Annotated in this window: 20 protein-coding genes; 18 read left to right on the top strand and 2 right to left on the bottom strand. The window is 65.5% G+C overall.

Features of this window, described 5'->3' with window-relative positions; translation table 11 throughout:
* The first annotated feature begins 140 nt into the window (after positions 1-140).
* The 17 genes from J2X42_RS16720 to J2X42_RS16640 all read left to right on the top strand — a co-directional run bounded on the left by J2X42_RS16720 (position 141) and on the right by J2X42_RS16640 (position 19,085).
* Positions 141-545 carry a tautomerase family protein gene (locus tag J2X42_RS16720; protein ID WP_310166945.1) on the top strand — a complete coding sequence of 135 codons (405 nt, stop codon included), beginning with the start codon at positions 141-143 and terminating at the stop codon, positions 543-545.
* 205 nt (positions 546-750) lie between these two features.
* On the top strand, positions 751-1,752 hold the full coding sequence (gene iolC / locus J2X42_RS16715; RefSeq protein WP_310166944.1) for a 5-dehydro-2-deoxygluconokinase: 1,002 nt from the start codon (positions 751-753) through the stop codon (positions 1,750-1,752).
* Positions 1,749-2,699, top strand: coding sequence for a deoxyribose-phosphate aldolase (locus J2X42_RS16710; protein ID WP_310166943.1), 951 nt, complete (start codon positions 1,749-1,751; stop codon positions 2,697-2,699). Before iolC ends, J2X42_RS16710 begins: the two co-directional genes overlap by 4 nt.
* Positions 2,700-2,738: 39 nt before the next feature.
* The gene (gene iolD / locus J2X42_RS16705; RefSeq protein ID WP_310166942.1) at positions 2,739-4,667 is read left to right on the top strand and encodes a 3D-(3,5/4)-trihydroxycyclohexane-1,2-dione acylhydrolase (decyclizing); all 1,929 of its coding nucleotides are present in this window, start codon (positions 2,739-2,741) and stop codon (positions 4,665-4,667) included.
* Positions 4,668-4,714: 47 nt separating this feature from the next.
* Complete coding sequence (locus J2X42_RS16700) at positions 4,715-6,229, top strand: CoA-acylating methylmalonate-semialdehyde dehydrogenase (RefSeq protein WP_310166941.1); 1,515 nt, start codon at positions 4,715-4,717, stop codon at positions 6,227-6,229.
* 36 nt (positions 6,230-6,265) lie between these two features.
* Complete coding sequence (locus J2X42_RS16695; RefSeq protein WP_310166940.1) at positions 6,266-7,177, top strand: sugar phosphate isomerase/epimerase; 912 nt, start codon at positions 6,266-6,268, stop codon at positions 7,175-7,177.
* A gap of 37 nt (positions 7,178-7,214) precedes the next feature.
* Positions 7,215-8,228, top strand: coding sequence for a Gfo/Idh/MocA family oxidoreductase (locus tag J2X42_RS16690; protein ID WP_310166939.1), 1,014 nt, complete (start codon positions 7,215-7,217; stop codon positions 8,226-8,228).
* A gap of 85 nt (positions 8,229-8,313) precedes the next feature.
* Positions 8,314-9,189, top strand: coding sequence for a sugar phosphate isomerase/epimerase (locus J2X42_RS16685; RefSeq protein ID WP_310166938.1), 876 nt, complete (start codon positions 8,314-8,316; stop codon positions 9,187-9,189).
* Positions 9,186-10,625, top strand: a complete 1,440-nt coding sequence (locus tag J2X42_RS16680) for a sugar porter family MFS transporter (RefSeq protein WP_310166937.1) — start codon at positions 9,186-9,188, stop codon at positions 10,623-10,625. The genes J2X42_RS16685 and J2X42_RS16680 overlap by 4 nt, the downstream gene beginning before the upstream one ends.
* A 301-nt stretch (positions 10,626-10,926) precedes the next feature.
* Positions 10,927-11,928 carry a substrate-binding domain-containing protein gene (locus tag J2X42_RS16675; RefSeq protein ID WP_310166936.1) on the top strand — a complete coding sequence of 334 codons (1,002 nt, stop codon included), beginning with the start codon at positions 10,927-10,929 and terminating at the stop codon, positions 11,926-11,928.
* Between the two features lie 64 nt (positions 11,929-11,992).
* Entirely contained in the window at positions 11,993-13,042 is a 1,050-nt protein-coding gene (locus J2X42_RS16670; RefSeq protein WP_310166935.1) for an ABC transporter permease, read from the top strand.
* A gap of 12 nt (positions 13,043-13,054) precedes the next feature.
* Positions 13,055-13,981, top strand: a complete 927-nt coding sequence (locus J2X42_RS16665; protein ID WP_310166934.1) for an ATP-binding cassette domain-containing protein — start codon at positions 13,055-13,057, stop codon at positions 13,979-13,981.
* Between the two features lie 108 nt (positions 13,982-14,089).
* Positions 14,090-15,088, top strand: coding sequence for a Gfo/Idh/MocA family oxidoreductase (locus J2X42_RS16660; RefSeq protein WP_310166932.1), 999 nt, complete (start codon positions 14,090-14,092; stop codon positions 15,086-15,088).
* Entirely contained in the window at positions 15,085-16,146 is a 1,062-nt protein-coding gene (locus J2X42_RS16655; RefSeq protein ID WP_310166930.1) for a Gfo/Idh/MocA family oxidoreductase, read from the top strand. The genes J2X42_RS16660 and J2X42_RS16655 overlap by 4 nt, the downstream gene beginning before the upstream one ends.
* Positions 16,147-16,180: 34 nt before the next feature.
* The gene (locus J2X42_RS16650; RefSeq protein ID WP_310166928.1) at positions 16,181-17,269 is read left to right on the top strand and encodes a Gfo/Idh/MocA family oxidoreductase; all 1,089 of its coding nucleotides are present in this window, start codon (positions 16,181-16,183) and stop codon (positions 17,267-17,269) included.
* Positions 17,269-18,054: a TIM barrel protein gene (locus tag J2X42_RS16645; RefSeq protein ID WP_310166927.1), complete on the top strand. Its 786-nt coding sequence runs from the start codon at positions 17,269-17,271 to the stop codon at positions 18,052-18,054. Before J2X42_RS16650 ends, J2X42_RS16645 begins: the two co-directional genes overlap by 1 nt.
* The gene (locus J2X42_RS16640) at positions 18,051-19,085 is read left to right on the top strand and encodes a Gfo/Idh/MocA family oxidoreductase (protein ID WP_310166926.1); all 1,035 of its coding nucleotides are present in this window, start codon (positions 18,051-18,053) and stop codon (positions 19,083-19,085) included. Before J2X42_RS16645 ends, J2X42_RS16640 begins: the two co-directional genes overlap by 4 nt.
* Before the next feature lie 70 nt (positions 19,086-19,155).
* On the opposite strand, the gene iolB is transcribed toward J2X42_RS16640, so the two are convergent.
* Together iolB and J2X42_RS16630 are read right to left on the bottom strand one after the other, a co-directional pair.
* The gene (gene iolB, locus J2X42_RS16635) at positions 19,156-20,061 is read right to left on the bottom strand and encodes a 5-deoxy-glucuronate isomerase (RefSeq protein WP_310166924.1); all 906 of its coding nucleotides are present in this window, start codon (positions 20,059-20,061) and stop codon (positions 19,156-19,158) included.
* Between the two features lie 94 nt (positions 20,062-20,155).
* Entirely contained in the window at positions 20,156-20,896 is a 741-nt protein-coding gene (locus J2X42_RS16630; RefSeq protein ID WP_310166922.1) for a GntR family transcriptional regulator, read from the bottom strand.
* A gap of 236 nt (positions 20,897-21,132) precedes the next feature.
* Here J2X42_RS16630 and J2X42_RS16625 point away from each other — a divergent pair, with 236 nt between their 5' ends.
* Positions 21,133-22,266, top strand: a complete 1,134-nt coding sequence (locus J2X42_RS16625; protein ID WP_310166920.1) for a Rossmann fold nucleotide-binding protein — start codon at positions 21,133-21,135, stop codon at positions 22,264-22,266.
* Positions 22,267-22,283: the final 17 nt, after the last annotated feature.

Below are 22,283 nucleotides of genomic sequence, written 5' to 3'. Positions count from 1 at the left end.
CGCAGCGATGGTGACCGTCCGTCGTCGTACCGCTTTCCGGCCGGTCCTTGGGGCTGTCCCCGGAGGCGCAGTTGCCGGAATGCTTGCACCCACCTGAATGAGTTTGTTAGTATGTCAGGACAAAGTTCAAGGAGATTGAAATGCCACTCGTGCGAATCGATGTTAACCAGGGACGCAGCGCCGAAGGCTTGCGCCGCCTTAGCCGGGGGATCCATGACGCGATCCTCGCGGAATACAAAATCCCGGAACGGGACTATTTCCATGTGCTCACGGAGCATCCGCAGGGCCAGATTGTGGCCCAGGATGCAGGGCTCGGTTTCCAGCGCACGCCGGACGTGGTGATGATCCAGATCTTTACCCAGGGCGGGCGCAGTCGGGAATCGAAGCAATCCCTCTTTGCGGCCATCGCGGAGCGCTTGGCGGAGCTGGACATCGCCGGTGAGGATGTTTTTATCGGCTACGTGGAGAACTCCGCCGATGACTGGTCCTTCGGCTTTGGCCGGGCGCAATATGTCACCGGTGAGCTGGCCGTGCCCCGAAAATAGCGCCAATTCCGGCGGCTGCGGGCGTCCAATGTTCCCATCCTCGCAGTCTTTGGCAAGTTGTAAACATGTCAGTACAAACCTTTGACAGGACATTGATTCTAGGGCAGAGTAGTGGATGTGACCCCGCTCATGGAGGGGCCAGCCAGGCACCGGGCTCTAGCTGTTTTGAGGTACAGAGTTCAAACAAGAAAGGTCCGCGATTACCGTGACCCACGAACTGCTCACGATCGGGCGCATCAGCGTTGATATCTACCCGAATGACATCGGCGTGGATCTGGAGGACGTGACCTCCTTTGGAAAGTACCTTGGCGGATCGCCGTCGAACGTTGCCGTGGCGGCTGCCCGGCATGGCCGCCGGACCGGCGTGATCACCCGCACCGGCGATGACGCGTTCGGAACGTATCTTCACCGGGAACTGAAGAAGTTCAATGTTGATGATTCCTTTGTCACGCCCGTGAAGGAGTGGCCCACCGCGGTGACCTTCTGCGCGATCAAGCCGCCCGAAGACTTCCCGCTGTACTTCTACGGACGTTTCCCCACAGCACCCGACCTCCAGATCAGGGCCGAAGAGCTGGACCTGGACGCCATCCGGGACGCGCGGATCTTCTGGTCCACCGTTACGGGTCTGTGCCAGGAGCCCAGCCGCGAAGCCCACATCAAAGCACATGAAGCCCGCCCGCAGGCCGGCCTCCAGGAAGGCCAGTTCACCATCCTGGACCTGGACTACCGCCCCATGTTCTGGGCATCGGAAGAGGAGGCACGGGCCCAGGTCGCCAAGATCCTGCCGCATGTCACGGTAGCCATCGGCAATGACAAGGAATGCGCCGTCGCGGTGGGGGAGGGGACCCCTGACGAGCAGGCCGACCGCCTGCTCGCCGCCGGAGTGGAGATAGCCGTCGTCAAACTCGGCCCGGAGGGCGTCATGGCGAAGACCCGCACAGAGCGTGTGGTGTCCGCCCCTGTCCCGGTGGAAACCGTCAACGGCCTCGGTGCCGGAGATTCCTTCGGCGGAGCGTTCTGCCACGGGCTGCTGTCCGGCTGGCCGCTGGCCCAGGTCCTGGATTACGCCAACGCGGCAGGCGCGATTGTTGCCTCCCGTCTGTCCTGTGCCGATGCGATGCCGACGCCGGATGAGGTCACCTCGCTGCTGGCCGAACGCGGCCGCCCGGTTCCCGGCACATCAGTCCCCCAAGGAGCAGCGCTGTGACACTCACTCCCCTCGCCTCGAACAATGCCCTGGACGACGATCCTCGCCGCTACGCGCACCTGAGCACCATCCGGCTCGAGGATCCGGACGCCATTGCCCGGGCCGCCGCGGCTCGGCGCCGCCATCCCGGCCTGAAGTACGGCCGGCAGAACTTCATCGTCGCGGCGGACCACCCCGCCCGGGGAGCCCTCGCCGTCGGAAATGATCCCGTGGCCATGGCCGACCGCCGCCAGCTCCTGGACCGGCTGCAGATTGCGCTGGCCAACCCGGACGTGGACGGCGTGCTGGCCTCGCCGGACATCATGGATGACCTGCTCCTGCTCGGCGCCCTGGAGGGCAAACTCGTTTTTGGATCGATGAACCGTGGCGGGCTCGCCGGGCTGGTCAATGAATTCGATGACCGGTTCACCGGCCACACCGCGGCAGCCTTGGAAGCCCTCGGTGCCGATGGCGGCAAGATGCTGACGCGCATCTGCCTCGGCGACCCGGACACGGTGTCGATGCTGGAGGCTACGGCCAAGGCCATCGATTCGCTTGCTGAGCGCAGGCTGATCGCCATGGTGGAACCGTTCCTCTCCGTCCGGGAAAACGGAAAGGTCCGCAATGACCTCTCCACGGACGCCGTCATCAAGTCCATTGCCATTGCCGAGGGCCTCGGATCCACCAGCGCCTACACCTGGATGAAGCTGCCCGTGGTGGCAGAGATGGAACGGGTCATGGCGGCCACCACCATGCCCACCGTGCTGCTGGGCGGGGACCCGGACGGCACCCAGGACGAGGTGTTCGCCAGCTGGCAGGCCGCCCTTGCCCTCCCGGGCGTGCAGGGCCTCACCGTCGGACGGACACTGCTGTATCCGGCCGACGGCGATGTAGCCGGCGCCGTGGGCACCGCCGCCTCCCTCCTTCACCACACCGCACCAGCCCACACCGCAGAAGTATCGGAGTAACTTCCCATGGGGACGACAACAGCAACGGGGACCCGCCGGATGACGGTCGCACAGGCCGTGGTGGAATACCTGTCCAAGCAATACACCGTTGACCGCATCGGCAACGAGGACTACCGGGAACGGCTCATCCCGGGCACGTTCGGCATCTTCGGGCACGGCAACGTCGCCGGCGTCGGGCAGGCTTTGAAGCAGTACCAGCAGCTTGATCCGCGGATCATGCCGTATTACCAGGGCCGCAACGAGCAGGCGCAGGCGCACCAGGCCGTGGGCTATGCCCGGCACACCCGCCGCCGGCAGACGTTCGCGATCAGCACCTCGATCGGGCCGGGCTCCTCGAACCTGCTGACCGGGGCCGCGCTGGCCACCACCAACCGGCTGCCGGTCCTGCTGCTGCCCTCCGATACCTTCGCCACCCGCGCCGCGGACCCGGTCCTGCAGCAGCTCGAGCAGCCCTACGCCTACGACATCACCGTCAACGACGCGTTCCGGCCGCTGTCCAAGTTCTTCGACCGCGTTACCCGGCCGGAGCAGCTGTTCTCGGCGTTCCACCACGGCCTGCGGGTCCTGACCGACCCGGCCGAAACCGGTGCGGTGACCATTTCGCTGCCGCAGGATGTCCAGGCCGAGGCTTTTGACGTGCCCGAGGAGTTCCTGGCCGAGCGTGAGTGGCGGATCCGCCGCCCTGACGCCGACGACGAGGACATCCGCCGCGCAGCCGTTGCGATCCGTGCCGCGAAGCGCCCGCTGATCATCGCCGGCGGCGGCGTGCTGTACGCCTACGCCAACGACGAACTGGCGAAGTTCGCCGAGCTGACCGGGATTCCTGTGGGCAACACGCAGGCCGGCGTCGGCGTCCTGCCGTGGGACCACAAGTTCTCCCTCGGCGCGATCGGGTCCACGGGCACGACGGCGGCGAACGCCATCGCCGCCGACGCGGACCTGATCATCGGGATCGGCACCCGGTACGAGGACTTCACCACCGCGTCCCGGACCGCATTCCAGAACCCGGACGTGCGTTTCATCAACATCAACGTCGCCCCGATCGACGCGTACAAGCACGGCACCTCGCTGCCGATCGTGGCCGATGCCCGCAAGGCACTGGTCAAGCTGAACCAGGCCCTCGGCGGCTACCGCGTGGGCGCGGACCTGGAACAGCAGGTCGCGGCCGAGAAGAAGCGCTGGGACGCCACCGTGGACGAGGCATTTGATACGCGGTTCACGCCGCTGCCGGCGCAGAACGAGATCATCGGCGCCACGTCCCGGGCCATGGACGCCCCCGACGTCGTCATCTGCGCTGCCGGGTCCCTGCCCGGTGACCTGCACAAGATGTGGCGCGTGCGGGACCCGTTCGGTTACCACGTGGAATACGCGTACTCCTGCATGGGCTACGAAATCCCGGGCGGCCTCGGCGTCAAACGCGCCGCGCTGGCAGAAGCCTCACGCGGTGGCGAGCAGCGCGACGTTGTGGTCATGGTGGGGGACGGCTCCTACCTGATGATGCACACCGAACTGGTCACCGCCGTCGCCGAACGGATCAAGCTGATTGTGGTCCTGATCCAGAACCACGGCTACGCTTCCATCGGCTCGCTCTCCGAGTCCCTCGGCTCCCAGCGGTTCGGCACCCAGTACCGGGCCCTGGACGAGGAGCAGCACAGCTTCGACGAGGGCGAGACCCTCCCCGTGGACCTGGCCCTGAACGCCGAAAGCCTCGGGGTGAAGGTGGTCCGGATCGAACCGGGGGAGAAGGTCATCGCCGAACTCGAGCAGGCCATCCGGGACGCCAAAGCCGCCCCGGAACGCGGCGGGCCCATCCTGATCCACGTTGAATCAGACCCGCTGCTGGACGCACCGAGCTCCGAGTCGTGGTGGGACGTTCCCGTCTCCCAGGTCTCCGATCTCGGCTCCACCCAGCAGGCCTTCCAGACCTACACCGACCACAAGTCCCGCCAGCGCAAGCTGCTGGGCTGACCCCCTCCTCGACCCCTCTCACGCTCACAACTCAAGGAAGAGTCGCCATGACTGCCACCACCACTCAGACCACCACCATCAACCACTTCATTAACGGGGCCGAAACCGCAGGCGAGGGCACCCGCACCCAGCCGGTCTACAACCCGGCCACCGGCGCCGTGTCCGCTGAGCTTCGGCTGGCCAACCGGGCCGACCTGGACGGCACCGTCGCCGCTGCCCGCGCCGCCGCGGACAGCTGGGGCGATATTTCCCTGGCCAAGCGCACCAACGTGCTGTTCAAGTTCCGCGAACTGGTCGCGGCCCACGTGGACGAGCTCGCGCAGCTGATCACCGCCGAGCACGGCAAGGTCCTCTCCGACGCGAAGGGCGAGATCGGCCGCGGCCTGGAGGTCATCGAGTTCGCCTGCGGCATCCCGCAGCTGCTCAAGGGCGACTACTCGGACCAGGTCTCCACCGGCATCGACGTCTTCTCCTTCCGCGAACCGCTCGGCGTCGTCGCGGGCATCACCCCGTTCAACTTCCCCGTCATGGTGCCGCTGTGGATGGCCCCGATGGCGATTGCCACCGGCAACGCGTTCATCCTCAAGCCCTCCGAGCGTGACCCCTCGGCGTCGATGCTGCTGGCCAAGCTGTTCAAGCAGGCCGGCCTGCCCGACGGCGTGTTCCAGGTCCTGCACGGTGACAAGGAAACCGTGGACGGACTCCTGACCCACCCGGACGTGGACGGCATCTCCTTCGTCGGCTCCACCCCGATCGCCCAGTACGTCCACGAAACCGCCACCAGGCACGGCAAGCGCGTCCAGGCCCTGGGCGGGGCCAAGAACCACGCCATCATCATGCCCGACGCCGACCTGGACAACGCCGCCGACCACCTCGCCGCCGCCGCATTCGGCTCCGCCGGGGAGCGCTGCATGGCCATCTCCGTGGCCGTCGCCGTCGGGGACGCCGCGGACCTGATCGTCAAAAAGGTCGAGGAACGCGCCCTGGCCGTGAAGGTCAACAACGGCACCGCGCCCGGCGCCGAAATGGGCCCGGTCATCACGCCGGCGTCCAAGGAACGCATCGTCAGGATCGTCACCGAAGCCGAAACCGCCGGCGCGGCCATGGTGGTGGATGGCCGCGACCTCGTGGTCCCCGGCCACGAGGACGGCTTCTGGGTGGGCCCCACGGTCATCGACCACGTCAAGACCGAAATGACCGCCTACACGGAGGAAATCTTCGGACCGGTCCTCGTCGTGGTCCGTGTTGAGGACCTGGACGCCGGGATCAGCCTGATCAACGCCAACCCTTACGGCAACGGCACCGCGATCTTCACCTCCTCCGGCGCGAACGCCCGGAAGTTCCAGCGCTCCGTGACCGTGGGAATGATCGGCATCAACGTGCCGCTGCCCGTCCCGGTGGCCTACCACTCCTTCGGCGGCTGGAAAGCATCCCTGTTCGGCGACAAACACATCTACGGCCCGGAAGGCGTGTCCTTCTACACCCGCGGCAAGGTCGTCACGTCCCGCTGGCCCGAACCCACCCACGCCTCCGGCGCCTCCTACAACTTCCCCTCCAACTAGATCCCCACCGGTTCCTAAAAGAAAGACAACGCTGTCATGACTGAGAACAAGCTGATCATCGGCACCGCACCGGACTCCTGGGGTGTCTGGTTCGCGGATGACCCCCAGCAGACGCCGTGGGAGCGGTTCCTCGACGAAGTGGCCGAATCCGGCTACAAGTGGATCGAGCTGGGTCCCTACGGCTACCTGCCGAACGATCCCGCCCGCCTGGCCGAGGAGCTCAAGGCTCGCGACCTGAAGGTCACGGCCGGCACGGTCTTCACCGCGTTCCACCGCGGACTGGACCAATGGGAGACCGCGTGGGAGCCGGCACGCAGGGTTGCGGAGCTCACCGCAGCCATGGGCGGCGAGCACATCGTGGTCATCCCGGCCATGTGGCGCGATGACGTCACCGGCGAAGCTGTTGAAAGCGGCCAGCTCACTGAGAAGGCCTGGAGCGACCTCTTCTCCGGCCACAACCGCCTCGGGAAGACGCTGCTGGAGGACTTCGGTCTCAAGCAGCAGTTCCACTCCCATGCCGATTCCCATGTGGGCGCGCAGGAGGACATCGAACATCTGCTCGCCGCGACGGATTCCGAATACCTGAACCTGTGCCTGGACACCGGGCACGCCGAATACTGCGGGGCCTCCAGTCTCGAACTGATCAAGAACTACCCGGACCGGATCGGCTACCTGCACCTGAAGCAGATCAACCCGGACATCCTGAAGAAGGTCAATGAGGAAAATATGACCTGGGCAGCGGCCAACCTCGCCGGTGTGATGACCGAGCCGCCGAACGGGCTTCCGGACCTGCGCGCCGTCATCGAAGCGGTGGAAGCACTGAACCGCCCCATCTTCGGCATCGTGGAGCAGGATATGTATCCCGTGGCCTTCGACGTCCCCATGCCGATCGCCAAGCGCACCCGCAACTACCTGTTGTCCTGCGGTTCCCGCACGGCAGTCAACTGACGCCCCGCCAGGCACCCGAAACGTAAGGAAAGAACAAATGACTGAAACCCTTCGCGTCGCCGTCATCGGCGCCGGCCGTATGGGCGCGGACCACATCCAGCGCCTCCACCAGCGCATCAACGGCGCGGAAGTCGCCGCCGTCGTCGACGTTGATCTTGCCCGTGCCCAGGCCGCCATTGAAGGCATTCCGGGCGCGGTGGCCCTGGCCGACGCCGACGAGGCGCTGAACAACGGGGACGTCAACGCCGTCCTCATCGCCACACCGGGCTTCCTGCATGAGGACATCCTTTACAAGGCCCTGGCGAAGGATTTCCCGATCCTGTGCGAAAAGCCTCTCACCCCCGACGCCGAGTCCGCTTGGAAGATCGTCGAGGCGGAGGAAAAGCTGGGCCGCAAGCGCATCCAGGTTGGGTTCATGCGCCGTTTCGATGCCGAGTACGCCGCTCTGGGCGGTATCATCCGCAACGGGGAACTTGGCGAGCTGCTGATGCTCCACCACCAGCACCGCAATCCCACCACCCCCGCCGGCTTCACCAATGAGATGCTGATCAACGACTCGGTGGTGCACGAGTTCGACGCCATTCGCTTCTTCACCGGTGAGGAAATCACGTCCGTCCAGGTCCGCCTGGGCAAAGCCACGAAGAACGCACCGGCCGGCCAGCACGATCCCCAGCATGTCCTGGTCGAAACCGAGTCCGGCGTCCTGGCCGACGTCGAAATCTACGTCAACGCCAAGTTCGGCTATGAAGTGGCCACCCAGGCCTCCCTTGAAGATGGCATCGTGAACATCGGCGGCGACAAGGGCCCGTACACGCGCAGCGCCGGCCGCTGGGGCGGCAATGTCACCCCCGGCTTCGAAGAGCGTTTCGGCGCGGCGTACGACGTCGAAATCCAGTCCTGGGTTGACGCTGCGGTCCGCGGCGAAATCGGCGGCCCCACCGCCTGGGACGGTTACGCCACCGCGGCGTGCTGCGAAGCCGGCGTCGAGGCGCAGAAGAACGGCGAGAAGGTCGCCGTGAAGCTGAACGCCAAGCCCGCACTCTACAGCTAGGAAGTATGGGAGGGGGCCTTTGGGCCCCCTCCCGTTCTGTCCCGTCCCACGCACAACCTGACTGATCCACAATGGAGTGTTCCTCGTGAAAATCGCGCTTGATCCCACGCCGTTCCACCACTCGCATAGCCTGCTCGAATTTCCCCGGGTGGTTGCGGACCTCGGCTACAAGTACATGCAGATGACCCCGCACGCCGACTTCATCCCGTTCTACAACCACCCGAAGGCCGACGACGAACTGGTGGGCCAGCTCAACAAGGCCTGCAGGGACGCCGGAATCGAGATCGCCTCGGTCCTTCCGGTGCTCCGTTGGTCCGGCCCGGACGAGGATGCGCGCGAAGCAGCCGTCCGCTACTGGAAGCGCGCCATCCAGATCACCGTCGACCTGGGCGTCAGCACCATGAATACCGAATTCAGCGGACGCCCGGAGCAGTCCGAAGAGTCGGAGCGTGCCTTCTACCGCTCCATGGAGGAGCTGCTGCCCATCATCGAACGGGAAGGCATCGACCTGCTGATCGATCCGCATCCGGACGACTTTGTGGAGGAGGGCCTGGCTGCCATCCGGGTGATCCGCGGCCTGAACTCCAAGAACGTGGGCCTGGTCTATGTGGCCTCGCACAGCTTCCACATGAAGAACGCGCCCTTGGACATCATGCGCGCCGCGGGGGACAAGCTCCGCCTGGTCCACGTCGCAGACACCATGGACCACCACGCATCGCACGGCCTGCGCTACATCACCAACCCCCCAGGCAACCCGGTGCGCGTGCACCAGCACCTGAAGATCGGCGACGGCGACGTCAACTGGGACGAGTTCTTCGGTGGGCTGAAGGAAATAGGCTTCCTCGACCGCAACGATACGGTGATGGTTTCCAGTGTTTTCGCCGAGGACGACAACGCTGCGGACGTCTCCCGCTACCAGCTGGAGGCCATGAAGCAGTACATCCAGAAGGTGAGCGTATGACGGCGCCGGGTGCCTCACCGGCCGTGGGCCGGAAACCGCCCGCCAACCATAAACGCGCATTGCGGACCGTCACCATCATTTCGACATTCGGCGGGCTGCTGTTCGGCTACGACACCGGTGTCATCAACGGTGCGCTGCCCTACATGCAGGAAGATCTGGGGCTGACGCCGCTGACCGAAGGCCTGGTCACGTCCTCGCTCCTGTTCGGTGCCGCCTTTGGAGCCCTGTTCGGCGGCCGACTCGCAGACCGCAACGGGCGGCGCAAGATGATCATGGTTCTGGCCATCATCTTCCTGATCGGGACGCTTGCCTGCACCTTCGCGCCAAGCACCGGGGTCATGATTGCCGCACGCTTCCTTTTGGGTCTGGCCGTCGGCGGCGCGTCCGTGACTGTCCCTGTGTACCTCGCGGAAGTTTCACCCAGCGCTCGGCGCGGGCGCATCGTCACTCAGAACGAGTTGATGATCGTCACCGGGCAGTTGATGGCCTTCATCTTCAATGCCTATCTCGGCAACACCTTCGGGGAGGCAGGAGGAATCTGGCGGTGGATGCTCGTCATCGCCACCTTGCCCGCGATCGCGCTGTGGGTCGGCATGAACTTCATGCCGGAGAGCCCGCGCTGGCTGGCTTCCATGGGGAGCTTTGGCGAAACACTCAGCGTGCTGCAGCGGATTCGGTCCCAGTCGGAGGCCCGTGCCGAGTTCGAAGAAGTCAAAGCGATGGCTGTTGAGGACTACAAGGCCAAGATGGGTTCCTGGAGGGACCTTGGAATTCCTTGGCTCCGCCGGATTTTCATCGTGGGCATCGGGTTGGCCGTCATCCAGCAGATCACGGGTGTCAACTCGATCATGTACTACGGGACACAGATTTTGGCCGAGTCCGGTTTTGGCCGTGAAGCTGCATTGACCGCCAACATCGCCAACGGCGTCATTTCCGTGCTGGCAACTTTCGTGGGGATCTGGCTGCTTGGCAAGGTGGGTCGTCGAAAGATGCTTATCACAGGCCAGATCGGTACGACGGCCGCCCTGCTGCTGATCGGATTCTTCTCGCTGGTCCTGCCCGAAGGAACAGGCCGTGGCTTCGTTATCCTGGCCTTAACCGTCACCTTCCTGGCCTTCCAACAGGGTGCCATCTCGCCGGTCACCTGGCTCATGCTTTCCGAAATTTTCCCGTTGAAGATCCGTGGTCTCGGGATGGGAGCGTCGGCATTCATACTGTGGATCGTGAACTTCATGGTGGGCTTCGGTTTTCCGCAGCTGCTCGCCGCTATCGGCCTCTCCAGCACATTCTTCGTGTTCGCGGTGCTGGGCGTTGGCGCCATCGCGTTTGCTTTCAAGTACGTCCCGGAAACCAAGGACAAGAGTTTGGAAGACGTGGAGCACTACTTCAAGCACATGGCCGGCACCAAAGCCGTGGCTGTCAGCCCCGCCCCCTGACCTGTCACCCCTGACGTCGCAAAGCCCCTTTGAGCCGCTCGAAGGGGCTTTTGCGTGCCCGGCGTAAGGCGGGAGATCCCCCTGACTTACCCCGCCAACTCCCGCAATGAGTGCTGGGACGGTGGTGGAAATGGCGGTCAGCGCCTCGATCCAAGGTCGAAACACTCGCCGCTTTACGTTAAAACATCCTAATGTCAGGACAAACTATTGACATCTGTGGGGCAAGTCACCATCATCGATATAGGCGCATTCCCGTGGCTGCAATGTAGCGGCCCGGAGCTGAAATCAAAGGAGATTCATCGTGGTAAAACTTTCCTGGCGCAAGGCGGCCCTGATAGCGGCGGTTGTGCCGATGCTGGCGCTGAGTGCCTGTTCAAGTACCGGCGGTAAGTCCGCAGACTCCGGCAACGCGGCCGGCGGTGGCCAGGTGGCCACGACGGAACGTATCAAGATCGCCCTGGTCACACACGCCGCTCCCGGCGACACGTTCTGGGATATTCTTCGCAAGGGCGCCGAAGAGGCGGCCGCGAAGGACAACGTCGAACTGCTCTACACATCAGATCCCGAAGGCGGACGGCAGGCCCAGCTTATCCAGCAGGCGATTGACCAGAAGGTTGGGGGCATCGCCGTTACACTGGCCAAGCCCGACGCGCTCAAGGACGTCCTGAAAAAAGCCACTGACGCCGGTATCCCTGTCGTCAGCCTTAACTCCGGTGCGGATGTGTGGCGGCAAGTAGGTGCCTTCACGCACTTCGGCTCTGATGAAAACCTGGCTGGCGCCGCCGTCGGAACCAAGCTCTCTTCGTTGGGGGCCAAGCACCCGATCTGCGTGATTATGGAACAAGGCAACGTCGCGCTGGATTCCCGGTGCGCCGGTGTCAAGTCGAAGATCCCGGGTACCGAGAACCTGTTTGTCCAGGGAACCGATATGACCCAGGTTTCCTCCACCGTGACCGCAAAGCTCCAGGCCACCCCTGATGCGGACGCCATCATCGGCCTCGGCGCGCCATTCACCTTGACCATAAACAAAGCAGTGGAAGCCTTGGGGCTGCAGAGCAAAGTAAAGGTTGCCTCCTTCGACATGAACGGCGACCTGGCCCAAGCCATCATCGACGGCAAGGTAGCCTTCACGGTTGACCAGCAGCCGTGGCTGCAGGGTTACGGCGCCATCGATGCGCTGTGGCAGGTCAAGCGTGGCGGCTACCACGTTGGCGGAGGATTGCCGGTTCTTACCGGCCCCTCAATCATCGATCAGGCAGCAGCTCCTGACGTCCTCAAATTCGCCAAGGAAGGCATCCGCTAAGGATGCTCGGAGCCGGGTTCCGGGGCCTCAGTGGCTCCGGAACCCGCCCTAGCAGGAGAACCCCATGACCCAGACTCTATCCAAGTCCATCCTCCCTGTGACCGACGAACGTATCGGTAAACGTAATCCGCTCCAGAAACTACTCGGCCGCCCCGAGGTCGGCGCCCTTGTGGGCGCAATCGTCCTTTTCATCTTCTTCTCGGTGGTATCCCAGACGTTTCTGCAGCCGGCGTCCTTCGCGACCGTGCTGTACGGCAGTTCCACAATTGGAATCATGGCCGTCGGGGTGTCGCTGCTCATGATCGGCGGTGAGTTCGACCTCTCCACCGGTGTCGCCGTGATCAGTTCGGCGCTGACGGCGTCGATGTTCAGCTGGTACTTCAGCACCAATGTCTGGGTGGGTGTGGCCTTGGCCTTGTTGGTATCCCTGGCTATCGGTTACATCAATGGGTGGATTCTGATGAAGACCAAGCTGCCCAGCTTCATTGTTACCCTTGCCACCTTCCTGATGTTGACCGGCCTGAACCTGGGCCTCACCCGCATGATCGGCGGCGGCGTCTCATCCCCGTCAATTTCGGACATGGATGGCTTCGAGTCCGCCCGGGCAGTTTTTGCCTCCTCCGTCACCATCGGCGGCATCGACGTCAAAATCACGGTCTTCATCTGGATCGCCCTCGTCGCCGCGGCAACCTGGGTGCTCATGCGGACCCGGGTGGGCAACTGGATCTTCGCCGTCGGCGGGGACGAGAACGCTGCCCGCGCCGTCGGCGTCCCGGTCAAAGCCACCAAGATCGGGCTCTTCATGGGGGTGGGTTTCTGCGGCTGGATCCTGGGCATGCACAACCTCTTCGCCTTCGACACCGTGCAGTCCGGTGAAGGTGTGGGCAACGAGTTCCTCTATATCATCGCCGCGGTCATTGGCGGCTGCCTCCTGACAGGCGGCTACGGATCGGCCATCGGCGGCGCGATCGGCGCGTTCATCTTCGGCATGGCCAACAAGGGCATCGTCTACGCGCAGTGGAACCCGGACTGGTTCAAGTTCTTCCTGGGCCTGATGCTGCTGCTGGCCACCATCGTCAACCTCATCGTCAAACGCCGCGCGGAACTCAAGTAAGGGGCCGGAGAAATGAATGCCAAGGAAATCGACCAGCAAACGCTGCTCCAGAATGAAAAAGATCCCCTCACCCACACCCCCGTCCACCTGCTCTCCCTCGACGGAGTAGGCAAGCATTACGGCAACATCATTGCGCTGAGCGATGTCACCATGGCCGTGGACAACGGCCGCGTCACCTGCGTCCTGGGCGACAACGGCGCCGGCAAGTCCACGCTGATCAAGATCATCGCCGGCCTGCACCAGCACGACGCCGGTGTCCTGAACATCATGGGTGAAGAACGGAAATTCAGTTCCCCCCGCGACGCCCTCGACGCCGGCATCGCCACGGTCTACCAGGACCTCGCCGTGGTGCCGCTGATGCCGATCTGGCGCAACTTCTTCCTCGGCTCTGAACTGACCAGCGGCTTTGGCCCGTTCAAAAGCATGGACGTCGAGAAGATGAAAGCCATCACGCTCAAGGAACTCGCCGAGATGGGCATCGACCTGCGCGACGTGGAGCAGCCCATCGGCCAGCTCTCCGGCGGTGAGCGCCAGTGTGTGGCGATCGCCCGCGCCGTGTACTTCGGCGCCAAGGTCCTGATCCTTGACGAGCCGACGGCGGCGCTTGGCGTAAAGCAGTCAGGCGTGGTCCTGCGGTACATCCTGCAGGCCCGTGACCGCGGCCTCGGCGTCATTTTCATCACCCACAACCCGCACCACGCCTTCCCGGTCGGGGACCGGTTCCTGCTGCTCAAGCGCGGCAAGTCGATCGGCTACTACGACAAGAAGGACATCACCCTCGACGAGCTCACCGCCCAGATGGCCGGCGGCGCCGAACTCGCCGAACTGGCGCACGAACTCGAACAACTCGGCGGCCACAGCGAAGCCCTCAAGGAAGTCAAAGCCGAAGTGGCCGACGTCGCTGACGCCGTCCAGGCAGGCGCCCCCAGACACGCCTAGCGGCAGCACCCGGCGGGGTGCTCCGGATCTCCTCCGGAGCACCCCGCCATGCCCGTGCGCACCGTCCGGGGAACCACGCACACACGAACGCATACGAAGGGAACACCCATGCCGATCCGGGTAGGCGTCATCGGCGCCGGAATAATGGGCGCGGACCACATTAGGAACCTCTCCACCACCGTCGGCGGTGCCGAAGTCACCTTCGTGGCAGACCTCGACGCCGGCCGTGCCGCGGCCGCTGCACCTCCGGCCGCCCGCATCACCACCGATCCCACCGAGCTGATCAACTCCAAGGAGGTGGACGCCGTCGTCGTTGCCTCGCACGACTCCACACACGCTGGCCTGGTCCTGGAGTGCTTTGAGGCGATGACGCCGGTCCTGTGCGAAAAGCCGCTGGCACCCACGGTTTTGGAAAGCCTGGAGGTTGTGGCCGCCGACGCGGACATGGTGGCTGCAACCGGTGCATCCCTGCTCTCACTGGGCTTCATGCGGCGCTTCGATCCGGGCTACGTAGCACTGCGGCAGGCTGTGCAGGACCGGGTGCAGGGCGAGCCCCTGATGGTCCACTGCACCAGCCGCAACGCCGCTGCGGGCCCGGGCACCACCTCGGAATCGGCCATCACCAATTCAGCCATCCATGAACTGGACATCATTCCCTGGCTGCTGGACTCTCCCATCACGGAAGTGTCATGGCAGGCCGGGAAAAGTACGCGGAACGCCGGGGCCGGACTGCGGGATCCCGCGTTTATGACGCTCCGAACCGCCGACGGGACCCTCACCACACTGGAGCTGTTCCTGAATGCCCAGTACGGCTACACCACGCGCTGTGAGGTTGTCTCGGAACGCGGCACCACCGGCCTGAATGATTCCGCACTGCTGGGCGCCCAACAGGCGGGCCTTAGCCAGGCGGCGATACCCGCAGACTGGCGCCCACGCTTTGCCGACGCGTACCGGCTGCAGCTGCAGGCCTGGATCTCGGCGTTGGCCCGGGGGGACCAGCCACCCCTGGCCGGGGCGCAGGATGGGCTCAACGCTTCGCTCGTGGCCCAAGCCATGATCCAGTCCCTCCACAGCGACGGCGCATCCACGAAAGTGAGCTACGCATGACCGCTACAACCCTTCCGCAGTCCCGAGTGCCCGGATCCCGGGATGCCCCCATGCTGCGGTGGGGCATCATGGGACCGGGCTGGATCGCCGAACGCTTCACCGAGTCCATCCAGGCGCACACGGGGCAGGTGATCGCCGCCGTCGGGTCCCGTTCGCTCAGCCGGTCCAAGGCATTCGCGGACGCATTCGACGTGCCCGCGGCCTACGGCAGCTACGAGGAGCTGGCCGCCGCCCCGGACGTCGACATCGTCTACGTCTGCACGCCGCACAACTTCCACCACCAGGCCGCAGTGCTCGCCCTGGACGCCGGCAAACACGTTCTGGTCGAGAAGCCCATCGGCCTCAACGCGGCGCAGGCCCGGGACATCGCCAAACAGGCCGAGGCCGCGGGGGTGTTCGCCGCCGAGGCCATGTGGAGTTTCTTCCTGCCCAAGTTCGACGTGATCCGGCAGATCCTCGACGCCGGGACCCTGGGCACCGTGACCACGGTTTTTGCCGAATACGGCGAACACTTCGAACGCGGCCACAGGATATTCGATCCCGCGCTGGCCGGCGGCCCACTACTGGACCTGGGCACCTACCCGTTGGCCCTTGTAACCGAAGTCCTGGGCCTGCCGGAAGAGCTGCACGCCATCGGCCAACCCCACGAATCCGGGGTCAACGCCCAGCTGTCCGCCATCATGCGGTTCGCCGGCGGCGCGCAGGCCGTGGTGAACACCCACCTGCACAACTTCACGCCCACTTCGGCAACGATCGTCGGTTCCAAGGCCACGCTGACCATCGACGGTCCCTTCAACATGCCCGGTGGCTTCGAGGTCCGCTTCCCTGACGGAACACGCCTGCGCCATGACGAACCGGCCGGCGGCCACTTCAAGGGACTTCACTACGAAGCGGCCGCCGTTGCCCGTGCCGTGGCAGCCGGGCAGACGCAGGCCGGCCAACGGACTCTGGCAGCGTCCATCCGTACCTTGGACGTGGCCGACGAGATCCGCCGCCGGCTGGGAGTCGCGTTCCCGGGCGAACCTGCTTTCCCCGGTGAGGAAGCCGCCCGCCCCTGATTCATTTTGTTTTGACAATCGAAAGGACCGGCCAATGGCCTACATCGAACAGCACTCCGCAGGACTCTCCGCACCCGTGAAAGTCGGGCTCATCGGCTCCGGCTGGATGGGGGCGTTCCATGCCGAAAGCATCGCCCGCCGCGTCCCCGGCGCTATCCTGGCGGCCATCGCCGACCCCAATGTGGAATCCGCCCAGGCCCTTGCCCAATCGCTGGGCACCGCAAAGGTCACGGCCGACGCCGCGGACATCCTGGCCGATCCCGAAATCGACGCCGTCATCATCGCCAGCCCGGCACGGTTCCATTCGTCGCTGATCGCCGAGGCTGCTGCCGCGGGCAAGCATGTCTTCTGCGAGAAGCCCGCCGGGCAGGGGCTCGACGAACTCGACGCCGCCCTCGCCGCGGTGGAAGAGGCCGGCGTGCATTTCCAGGTCGGCTTCAACAGGCGGTACGCCGACGACTTCCAGGCCGCCAAGAAGGACCTCGCCGCAGGCATCGCCGGGACACCGCAACTCCTGCGCTCCCTGACCCGCGACCCCGGGACCGGAAGCCTCCCGAACGCGGCCAGGGTCCCGGCGTGGACCATCTTCCTGGAGACACTGATCCACGACTTCGACACCCTCAACTGGTTCAACGAAGGCGCCGAGCCCGTGGAGGTCTACGCCGTGGCGGACGCGCTTGTGGAGCCCTCCCTGCGTGACGCGGGGTTCCTGGACACCGCAGTGGTAACCATCCGCTACAGCAACGGCGCAGTGGCCGTGGCGGAGGCAAACTTCAGCGCCCTGTACGGGTATGACATCCGCGGCGAAGTCTTCGGCTCCAAAGGCATGGTCCAGGCCGGCCGCGCCACGGAAACGGCCGCGCGCCGCTATACGGCCGATGGACTGTCCGCCGACACCCCGCGGCTCAACGTTGAACTGTTCCGCCAGGCCTACACGGACGAACTCGCCGACTTCGCCGGTTCGGTGCGTGCGCGGCGCGACGGCATGCCGCCGTCGTCGTCCGGCTTTACCACCACCCCCGGTGCCGCCGATGCCCGCCGTGCGCTGGCCATGGCACTGGCGTGCATCGAATCTGTCCAGCGCGGCGCCCCGGTTGCGGTCAACGAGACGGCAGCCGTCTGATGCGCCTGGCAGTCTGCGCGGAGATGGTCTTCACGGACCTTCCGTTTGTGGAACGGGTGCGCCGGATCCACGAGTCCGGCTTCGACGTCGAGCTCTGGGACTCGCGGACCAAGGACATCGGTGCGCTCAAGGCCACAGGGGCGGTGTTTTCCTCCATGACGGGCTACACCTCAGGCAGCCTGGTGGACCCCGAAACCGCCGATGATGTGGTGCGCACCGCCGAAACGCTGATCCCCACCGCACTGGAACTCGGGGTCAGCCGCATGGTGGTGCACCCGGCCGAACTGATCGACGGCCACGCAGCACGCCCCGTGTACCGCACCACCGGCCGCATGTGGAGCACGGGTGCACGGACCCTGGAACGGCTCGGCAAGCTGGGCGAAAAACACGGCGTCACGTTCTGCCTGGAGAACCTCAACACTGTCCTTGACCACCCCGGCATCCCGCTGGCACGCGCCAAGGACACGCTGGCCCTGGTGGAGGCCGCGGGCCATCCCCACGCCAAGCTGATGCTGGACTTGTACCACGCGCAGTTGGGGGAGGGTAACCTCATTGAGCTGGTGCGGACGGCCCTGCCCTACATCGGGGAGATCCAGGTGGCCGACGTCCCGGGCCGGTGCGAACCGGGGACCGGGGAAATCAACTACGCGGCCGTCGCCAAGGCGCTCGCGGAGGCCGGGTACGAGGGAACCGTGGGCATGGAAGCCTGGGCCAGCGACGACAGCGACGCAGCCCTGGACGCCTTCCGCGCGGCCTTCACCGTCTATGCGGAGGAGAAACGATGAAGGACGTCATCCTGGGGCTCGTGGGGGTGGGGCGGATCGGAGTGATGCACGCCAACAACATCGCCGCCCTCAACGGGATACTCAACGCGGAAGGCATCAACGTCCGGCTCCGGCTGACCGACGTCGCCGAAGAGCACGCCAGGAACGTCGCGGCCGGCCTGGGGGCGGAATTCATTCCGTCGGTGGAAGCCCTGCTGGCCTCCGGGCTGGACGGGCTGGTGATTGCGACCGGCACGGGCACGCACCCTGAGCTGATCAAGGCAGGCGTCGACGCCGGAATCCCGGTCTTCTGCGAAAAGCCGGTGGCTTTGGACGTGGCGGACGCCCTGCCGGTGCTGGAGTACATCCGGGACCGTCAGGGCGTGGTGCAGATCGGCCACCAGCGCCGCTTCGACGCCGGCTACCTGGAGGCCCGGCGGGCCTACCAGGCCGGGGAGCTCGGCTGGATCCACTCGCTGCGCGCGGTCACGTGCGACATGGCGCCGCCGCCGGTGGAGTTCCTGGCCAGCTCCGGCGGCCTGTTCCGGGACTGCTCCGTCCACGATTTCGACATCCTCCGCTGGCTGACCGGCCGGGAGATCGTCGAGGTGTACGCGAAGGGCTCCAACAACGGGGACCCGGCCATCGGTGCGGCAGGGGACGTGGATACCGCCCTGGCGCTGGTGACGTTCGACGACGGGACTGTCGGTACTGTCTCCGCGACCCGTTACAACGGGGCAGGCCACGACGTCCGCCTGGAAATCCAGGGGTCCCGCCGGTCGCTGATGGTGGGGCTGGACGACAAAACCGCCGTGGCCTCGGCCGAAGCCGGCATCGGGTTCCCCTCGGGGGAGCCGCACCTGACCTTCGCCGAAAGGTTCGATGCTGCGTACCGCTCCGAGATGGAAGCCTTCGTGGAGTTGATCCTGGGCCGGCGCGGGAATCCGTGCACACCGGAGGACGCGGTAGCGGCGTCCCGGGTGGCGGACGCCGCCCAGGAGTCCCTTGCCACGGGCGTCCCGGTCCGCGTGGCCCTGAAAGTGGCGAGCTAGCGAGGTTTCCTTGCTGCCACAGACACAGCGAAGCCCCTCACCGCATGCGGTGAGGGGCTTCGCTGTTTGCCTAGGCTCCGAACGGTAGCCGCGGGTCCACGTCCTGGCCGTCCCAGGTCTGCCGGATCCAGCCGTGGTGCGGGTCATCGCTGATGAGCCAGTCGCGGACCGGGCCGGGGCCGGCCATGACGTTCAGGTAGTAGAGGTCATAGCCCGGGGCGGCCATCGCGGGCCCGTGCCAGCCGTACGGGACCAGGACAACGTCGCCCGTGCGGACCTCCGCAGAGACATCGATGGGCCGCTCATCCGAGGCGTAGACGCGCTGGTAGCCGATGGCGTCGCCGCGCACGCCTGCGCCTTCTGCAACCGGTACGCCGGGCGCAACCCGGGTCTCGAAGTAGTAGATCTCCTCGAGGCTGGTCTCGCCGTCCTTCTCCTCATCGTGCTTGTGCGGCGGGTAGGAGGACCAGTTGCCAGCCGGTGTGATGACCTCGCAGACGATGAAGCGGTCTGCCTCCAGGGCGGCAGGGGTGCCGAAGTTGTGCACCTGGCGGGAGCAGTTGCCGGCCCCGCGGAGCTCCACCGGGGTTTCCGCGGCGGTCACCAGCCGGGTGGGGTAGGAAGTCTTCGCTGGGGCGGTCGCAATGGCGACCCTGCCGCCGTCGGCCGAGCTGATGGTGAGGCTTTTTCCCGTTCCCGTGTAGAGCACGTCGCTGGGCCCGTTGAAGACGCTGGCCCTGCCGGCGAGCCGGAAGGCCTCACCGTCGACGGCGGCAGTGAAGGATCCGCTCAGCGGAACCACAATGCGCTCCTCGCCCGCGGCGGGAAGTTCGACGGCGGCACCGGCCTCGAGCGTCGCGACCTTCAGCCCTGTGTGGGCCCAGCCGTCCACAGTCAGTGCCGAGTCGGACGTTCCCAGGGACACGTCCCAGCTGCCGTCGGCGGCGGAACCCAGCGGATATACCCAGTTGGCCATGGATTTTGCACTTTCTTTTAAGGGCACAGCAGTGGCGTGATTGCAGCATCCAGCGCTGGCAGGGTGGTAGCGCGAAGCGCTGTTGGGTCCGGCGTTATCGCTGGACGAGGGTCATTTCGAAACTGTAGGAGTCGGCGCGGTAGACGTGGTGCCCGGTTTCCACGTTGCGGCCGGTGTCGTCCACGGCGGTACGTTCCATGGTCACCAGCGCCGAACCTGGTTCGGTCTCCAGCAGCGGAGCCTGGTAGTCGTTGGCCACCATGGCCCCGATGCGCTGCGAGGCAAGCCGGAAGTTCACGCCGCCGTTGCGCAGGATGCCGTACAGGCCCTGCGCGCTGAGCTGGGCTTCGTCGATGGAGGTGATGTCGTCGCGCACCCAGTTCTCCATCAGGGCCAGCGGCTTGCCGCCCACCTTGCGCAGCCGGGTGAAGTGGTACACCTTGGCGCCTGCGGGCAGCTGGAGAGCTTCGCGGGTGGCCTCGTCGGCTTCGATGTGGGAGAAACTGAGGACATCGGTGGTGGGCTTGCTTCCGTTGTTGCTGAGGTCATCGAACAGGCTGGAGAGTTCCAGCGGCCTGCGTACCTGGCTGGAAACCACCTGGGTTCCCACGCCGCGCTTGCGCACCAGCAGGCCGGAGCGCACCAGCTCATCCATCGCCTTGCGCATGGTGGGCCGGGACAGGTTGAGCTGGGCGGCCAGGTCGATCTCGTTATCCAGCCGGCTGCCGGGAGGGAGGAGCCCGGTGTGGATGGCCGACTCAATGCCCTGCACCACCTGGTGGTAGAGGGGCACCGGCGAAGATCGGTCGATGCTGAGGTTTAGTTGATTCGCCATTGAGCGCTCCCTTGTGGTCCGCGGATGCCGGTTCTGCCGGAACCGCGAATGTCAGCCTATGTTCGCTTGATAGGACATACTGCCTTTGTGACGATAATAGCAGGCCGTTTTCGGGCCGCCAAGGACCTGCGGTCCGGCCAACGCCCGGCCAACGCCCGGCCTATGCCAGGCGGCGGCAGTAGGCTGGGCCGATGAATAACCGATACCTGGTGTGCCGTGAGCGCTAGGGACACGGCGTGAACCCCTCCGGCGGTGTCCGCCCCAGCCCGCGGACCCTTGAAGTCGAGAGCCTGGCCAGTTTCGACAGGCTGGTGGCGGCCGGCGCCGTGGCCATGCACGGGTGGCACGCCCAGTCACTGGATCTGCGCGGCCGGACCGCAGCGCTGGAGAGCCTCGACGTTGAAGGTGCCATCTTCCTCGGCTGCACGTTCGACCCTGGTGTTGAAGACGGCCTGCGGCGCCGCGGCGCGCTGATCTTCCCCAAGCTTGAAGGTGTGCCCTTCGATCCCTACCGGGCCAGGCTGTATACGCCGCAGGAGCTTTACGCCGGCCTGGACCATTCCCCATACGAGGAACTGCCTGATGCCCTCGTTTACCAGTGGAGCATCCGCCCCGGGCAACGGCACCGGCTGGACGCCACGCTTGCCTCGGCCCTGCATGACCACGCCATCGGAGACGCCCTGGACGAACTGGTCCGCTCCGACGCCGGCGCGGGACCCACAGTGGTGGGCGTGATGGGAGGGCACAACGCCCAGCGCGGCACGCCGGAGTTCGCCCAGGCTGCTGCGTTGGGCCGCGTGCTGGCCGGCAGCGGGCGGATGGTGGCCACCGGCGGAGGTCCCGGTGCCATGGAGGCCGCCAACCTCGGTGCCTACCTCAGCCGCGTTCCCGAGCTGGACTTCCAGGCCGTGCTGGCTTCACTGGGGGCCGTCCCCGGCTTCCGCCCCTCCGTGTCCGCGTGGGCGCGGGCGGCGGCCGCCGTCGTCGACCTTTTTCCCGACGGAACGCCGTCGCTGGGAATCCCCACCTGGTTCTATGGGCACGAGCCGCCGAACTACTTTGCCACGCACATCGCCAAATACTTTGCCAACGCAGTACGCGAGGCGATCCTGCTGGAAGTCTGCAACGGCGGCATTCTCTTCCTGCCGGGGGCGGCCGGGACAGTGCAGGAGATGTTCCAGGACGCGTGCGAAAACTATTACAGCGCCCGCGAAGCGGTCACTCCGATGGTCCTGGTGGGCAGCCGGTACTGGCAGCAGGAGTATCCGGCCTGGCCCATGCTCCAGCGGCTCGCGGCGGGACGGCCGATGGAGGACAGGATCTTCCTGGTGGACACCGTTGAGGAGGCGCTCGCCGTGATCGGCGGGTAGCTCAAGCCCAACTGCTG

The sequence above is a fragment of the Arthrobacter sp. BE255 genome, assembly GCF_031457335.1.
Lineage (GTDB): Bacteria > Actinomycetota > Actinomycetes > Actinomycetales > Micrococcaceae > Arthrobacter.
Note: the sequence above shows the minus strand (reverse complement) of the source record. Positions and strands in the feature narration are given on the sequence as shown.

Bases quoted from the DNA above. Each gene is read 5' to 3' on its own strand.
- J2X42_RS16720 (WP_310166945.1), top strand. From the start codon at position 141: ATGCCACTCGTGCGAATCGATGTTAACCAGGGACGCAGCGCCGAAGGC.
- iolD (WP_310166942.1), top strand. From the start codon at position 2,739: ATGACGGTCGCACAGGCCGTGGTGGAATACCTGTCCAAGCAATACACC.
- J2X42_RS16700 (WP_310166941.1), top strand. From the start codon at position 4,715: ATGACTGCCACCACCACTCAGACCACCACCATCAACCACTTCATTAAC.
- J2X42_RS16695 (WP_310166940.1), top strand. From the start codon at position 6,266: ATGACTGAGAACAAGCTGATCATCGGCACCGCACCGGACTCCTGGGGT.
- J2X42_RS16690 (WP_310166939.1), top strand. From the start codon at position 7,215: ATGACTGAAACCCTTCGCGTCGCCGTCATCGGCGCCGGCCGTATGGGC.
- J2X42_RS16680 (WP_310166937.1), top strand. From the start codon at position 9,186: ATGACGGCGCCGGGTGCCTCACCGGCCGTGGGCCGGAAACCGCCCGCC.
- J2X42_RS16670 (WP_310166935.1), top strand. From the start codon at position 11,993: ATGACCCAGACTCTATCCAAGTCCATCCTCCCTGTGACCGACGAACGT.
- J2X42_RS16665 (WP_310166934.1), top strand. From the start codon at position 13,055: ATGAATGCCAAGGAAATCGACCAGCAAACGCTGCTCCAGAATGAAAAA.
- J2X42_RS16660 (WP_310166932.1), top strand. From the start codon at position 14,090: ATGCCGATCCGGGTAGGCGTCATCGGCGCCGGAATAATGGGCGCGGAC.
- J2X42_RS16655 (WP_310166930.1), top strand. From the start codon at position 15,085: ATGACCGCTACAACCCTTCCGCAGTCCCGAGTGCCCGGATCCCGGGAT.
- J2X42_RS16650 (WP_310166928.1), top strand. From the start codon at position 16,181: ATGGCCTACATCGAACAGCACTCCGCAGGACTCTCCGCACCCGTGAAA.
- J2X42_RS16645 (WP_310166927.1), top strand. From the start codon at position 17,269: ATGCGCCTGGCAGTCTGCGCGGAGATGGTCTTCACGGACCTTCCGTTT.
- J2X42_RS16640 (WP_310166926.1), top strand. From the start codon at position 18,051: ATGAAGGACGTCATCCTGGGGCTCGTGGGGGTGGGGCGGATCGGAGTG.
- iolB (WP_310166924.1), bottom strand. From the start codon at position 20,061: ATGGCCAACTGGGTATATCCGCTGGGTTCCGCCGCCGACGGCAGCTGG.
- J2X42_RS16630 (WP_310166922.1), bottom strand. From the start codon at position 20,896: ATGGCGAATCAACTAAACCTCAGCATCGACCGATCTTCGCCGGTGCCC.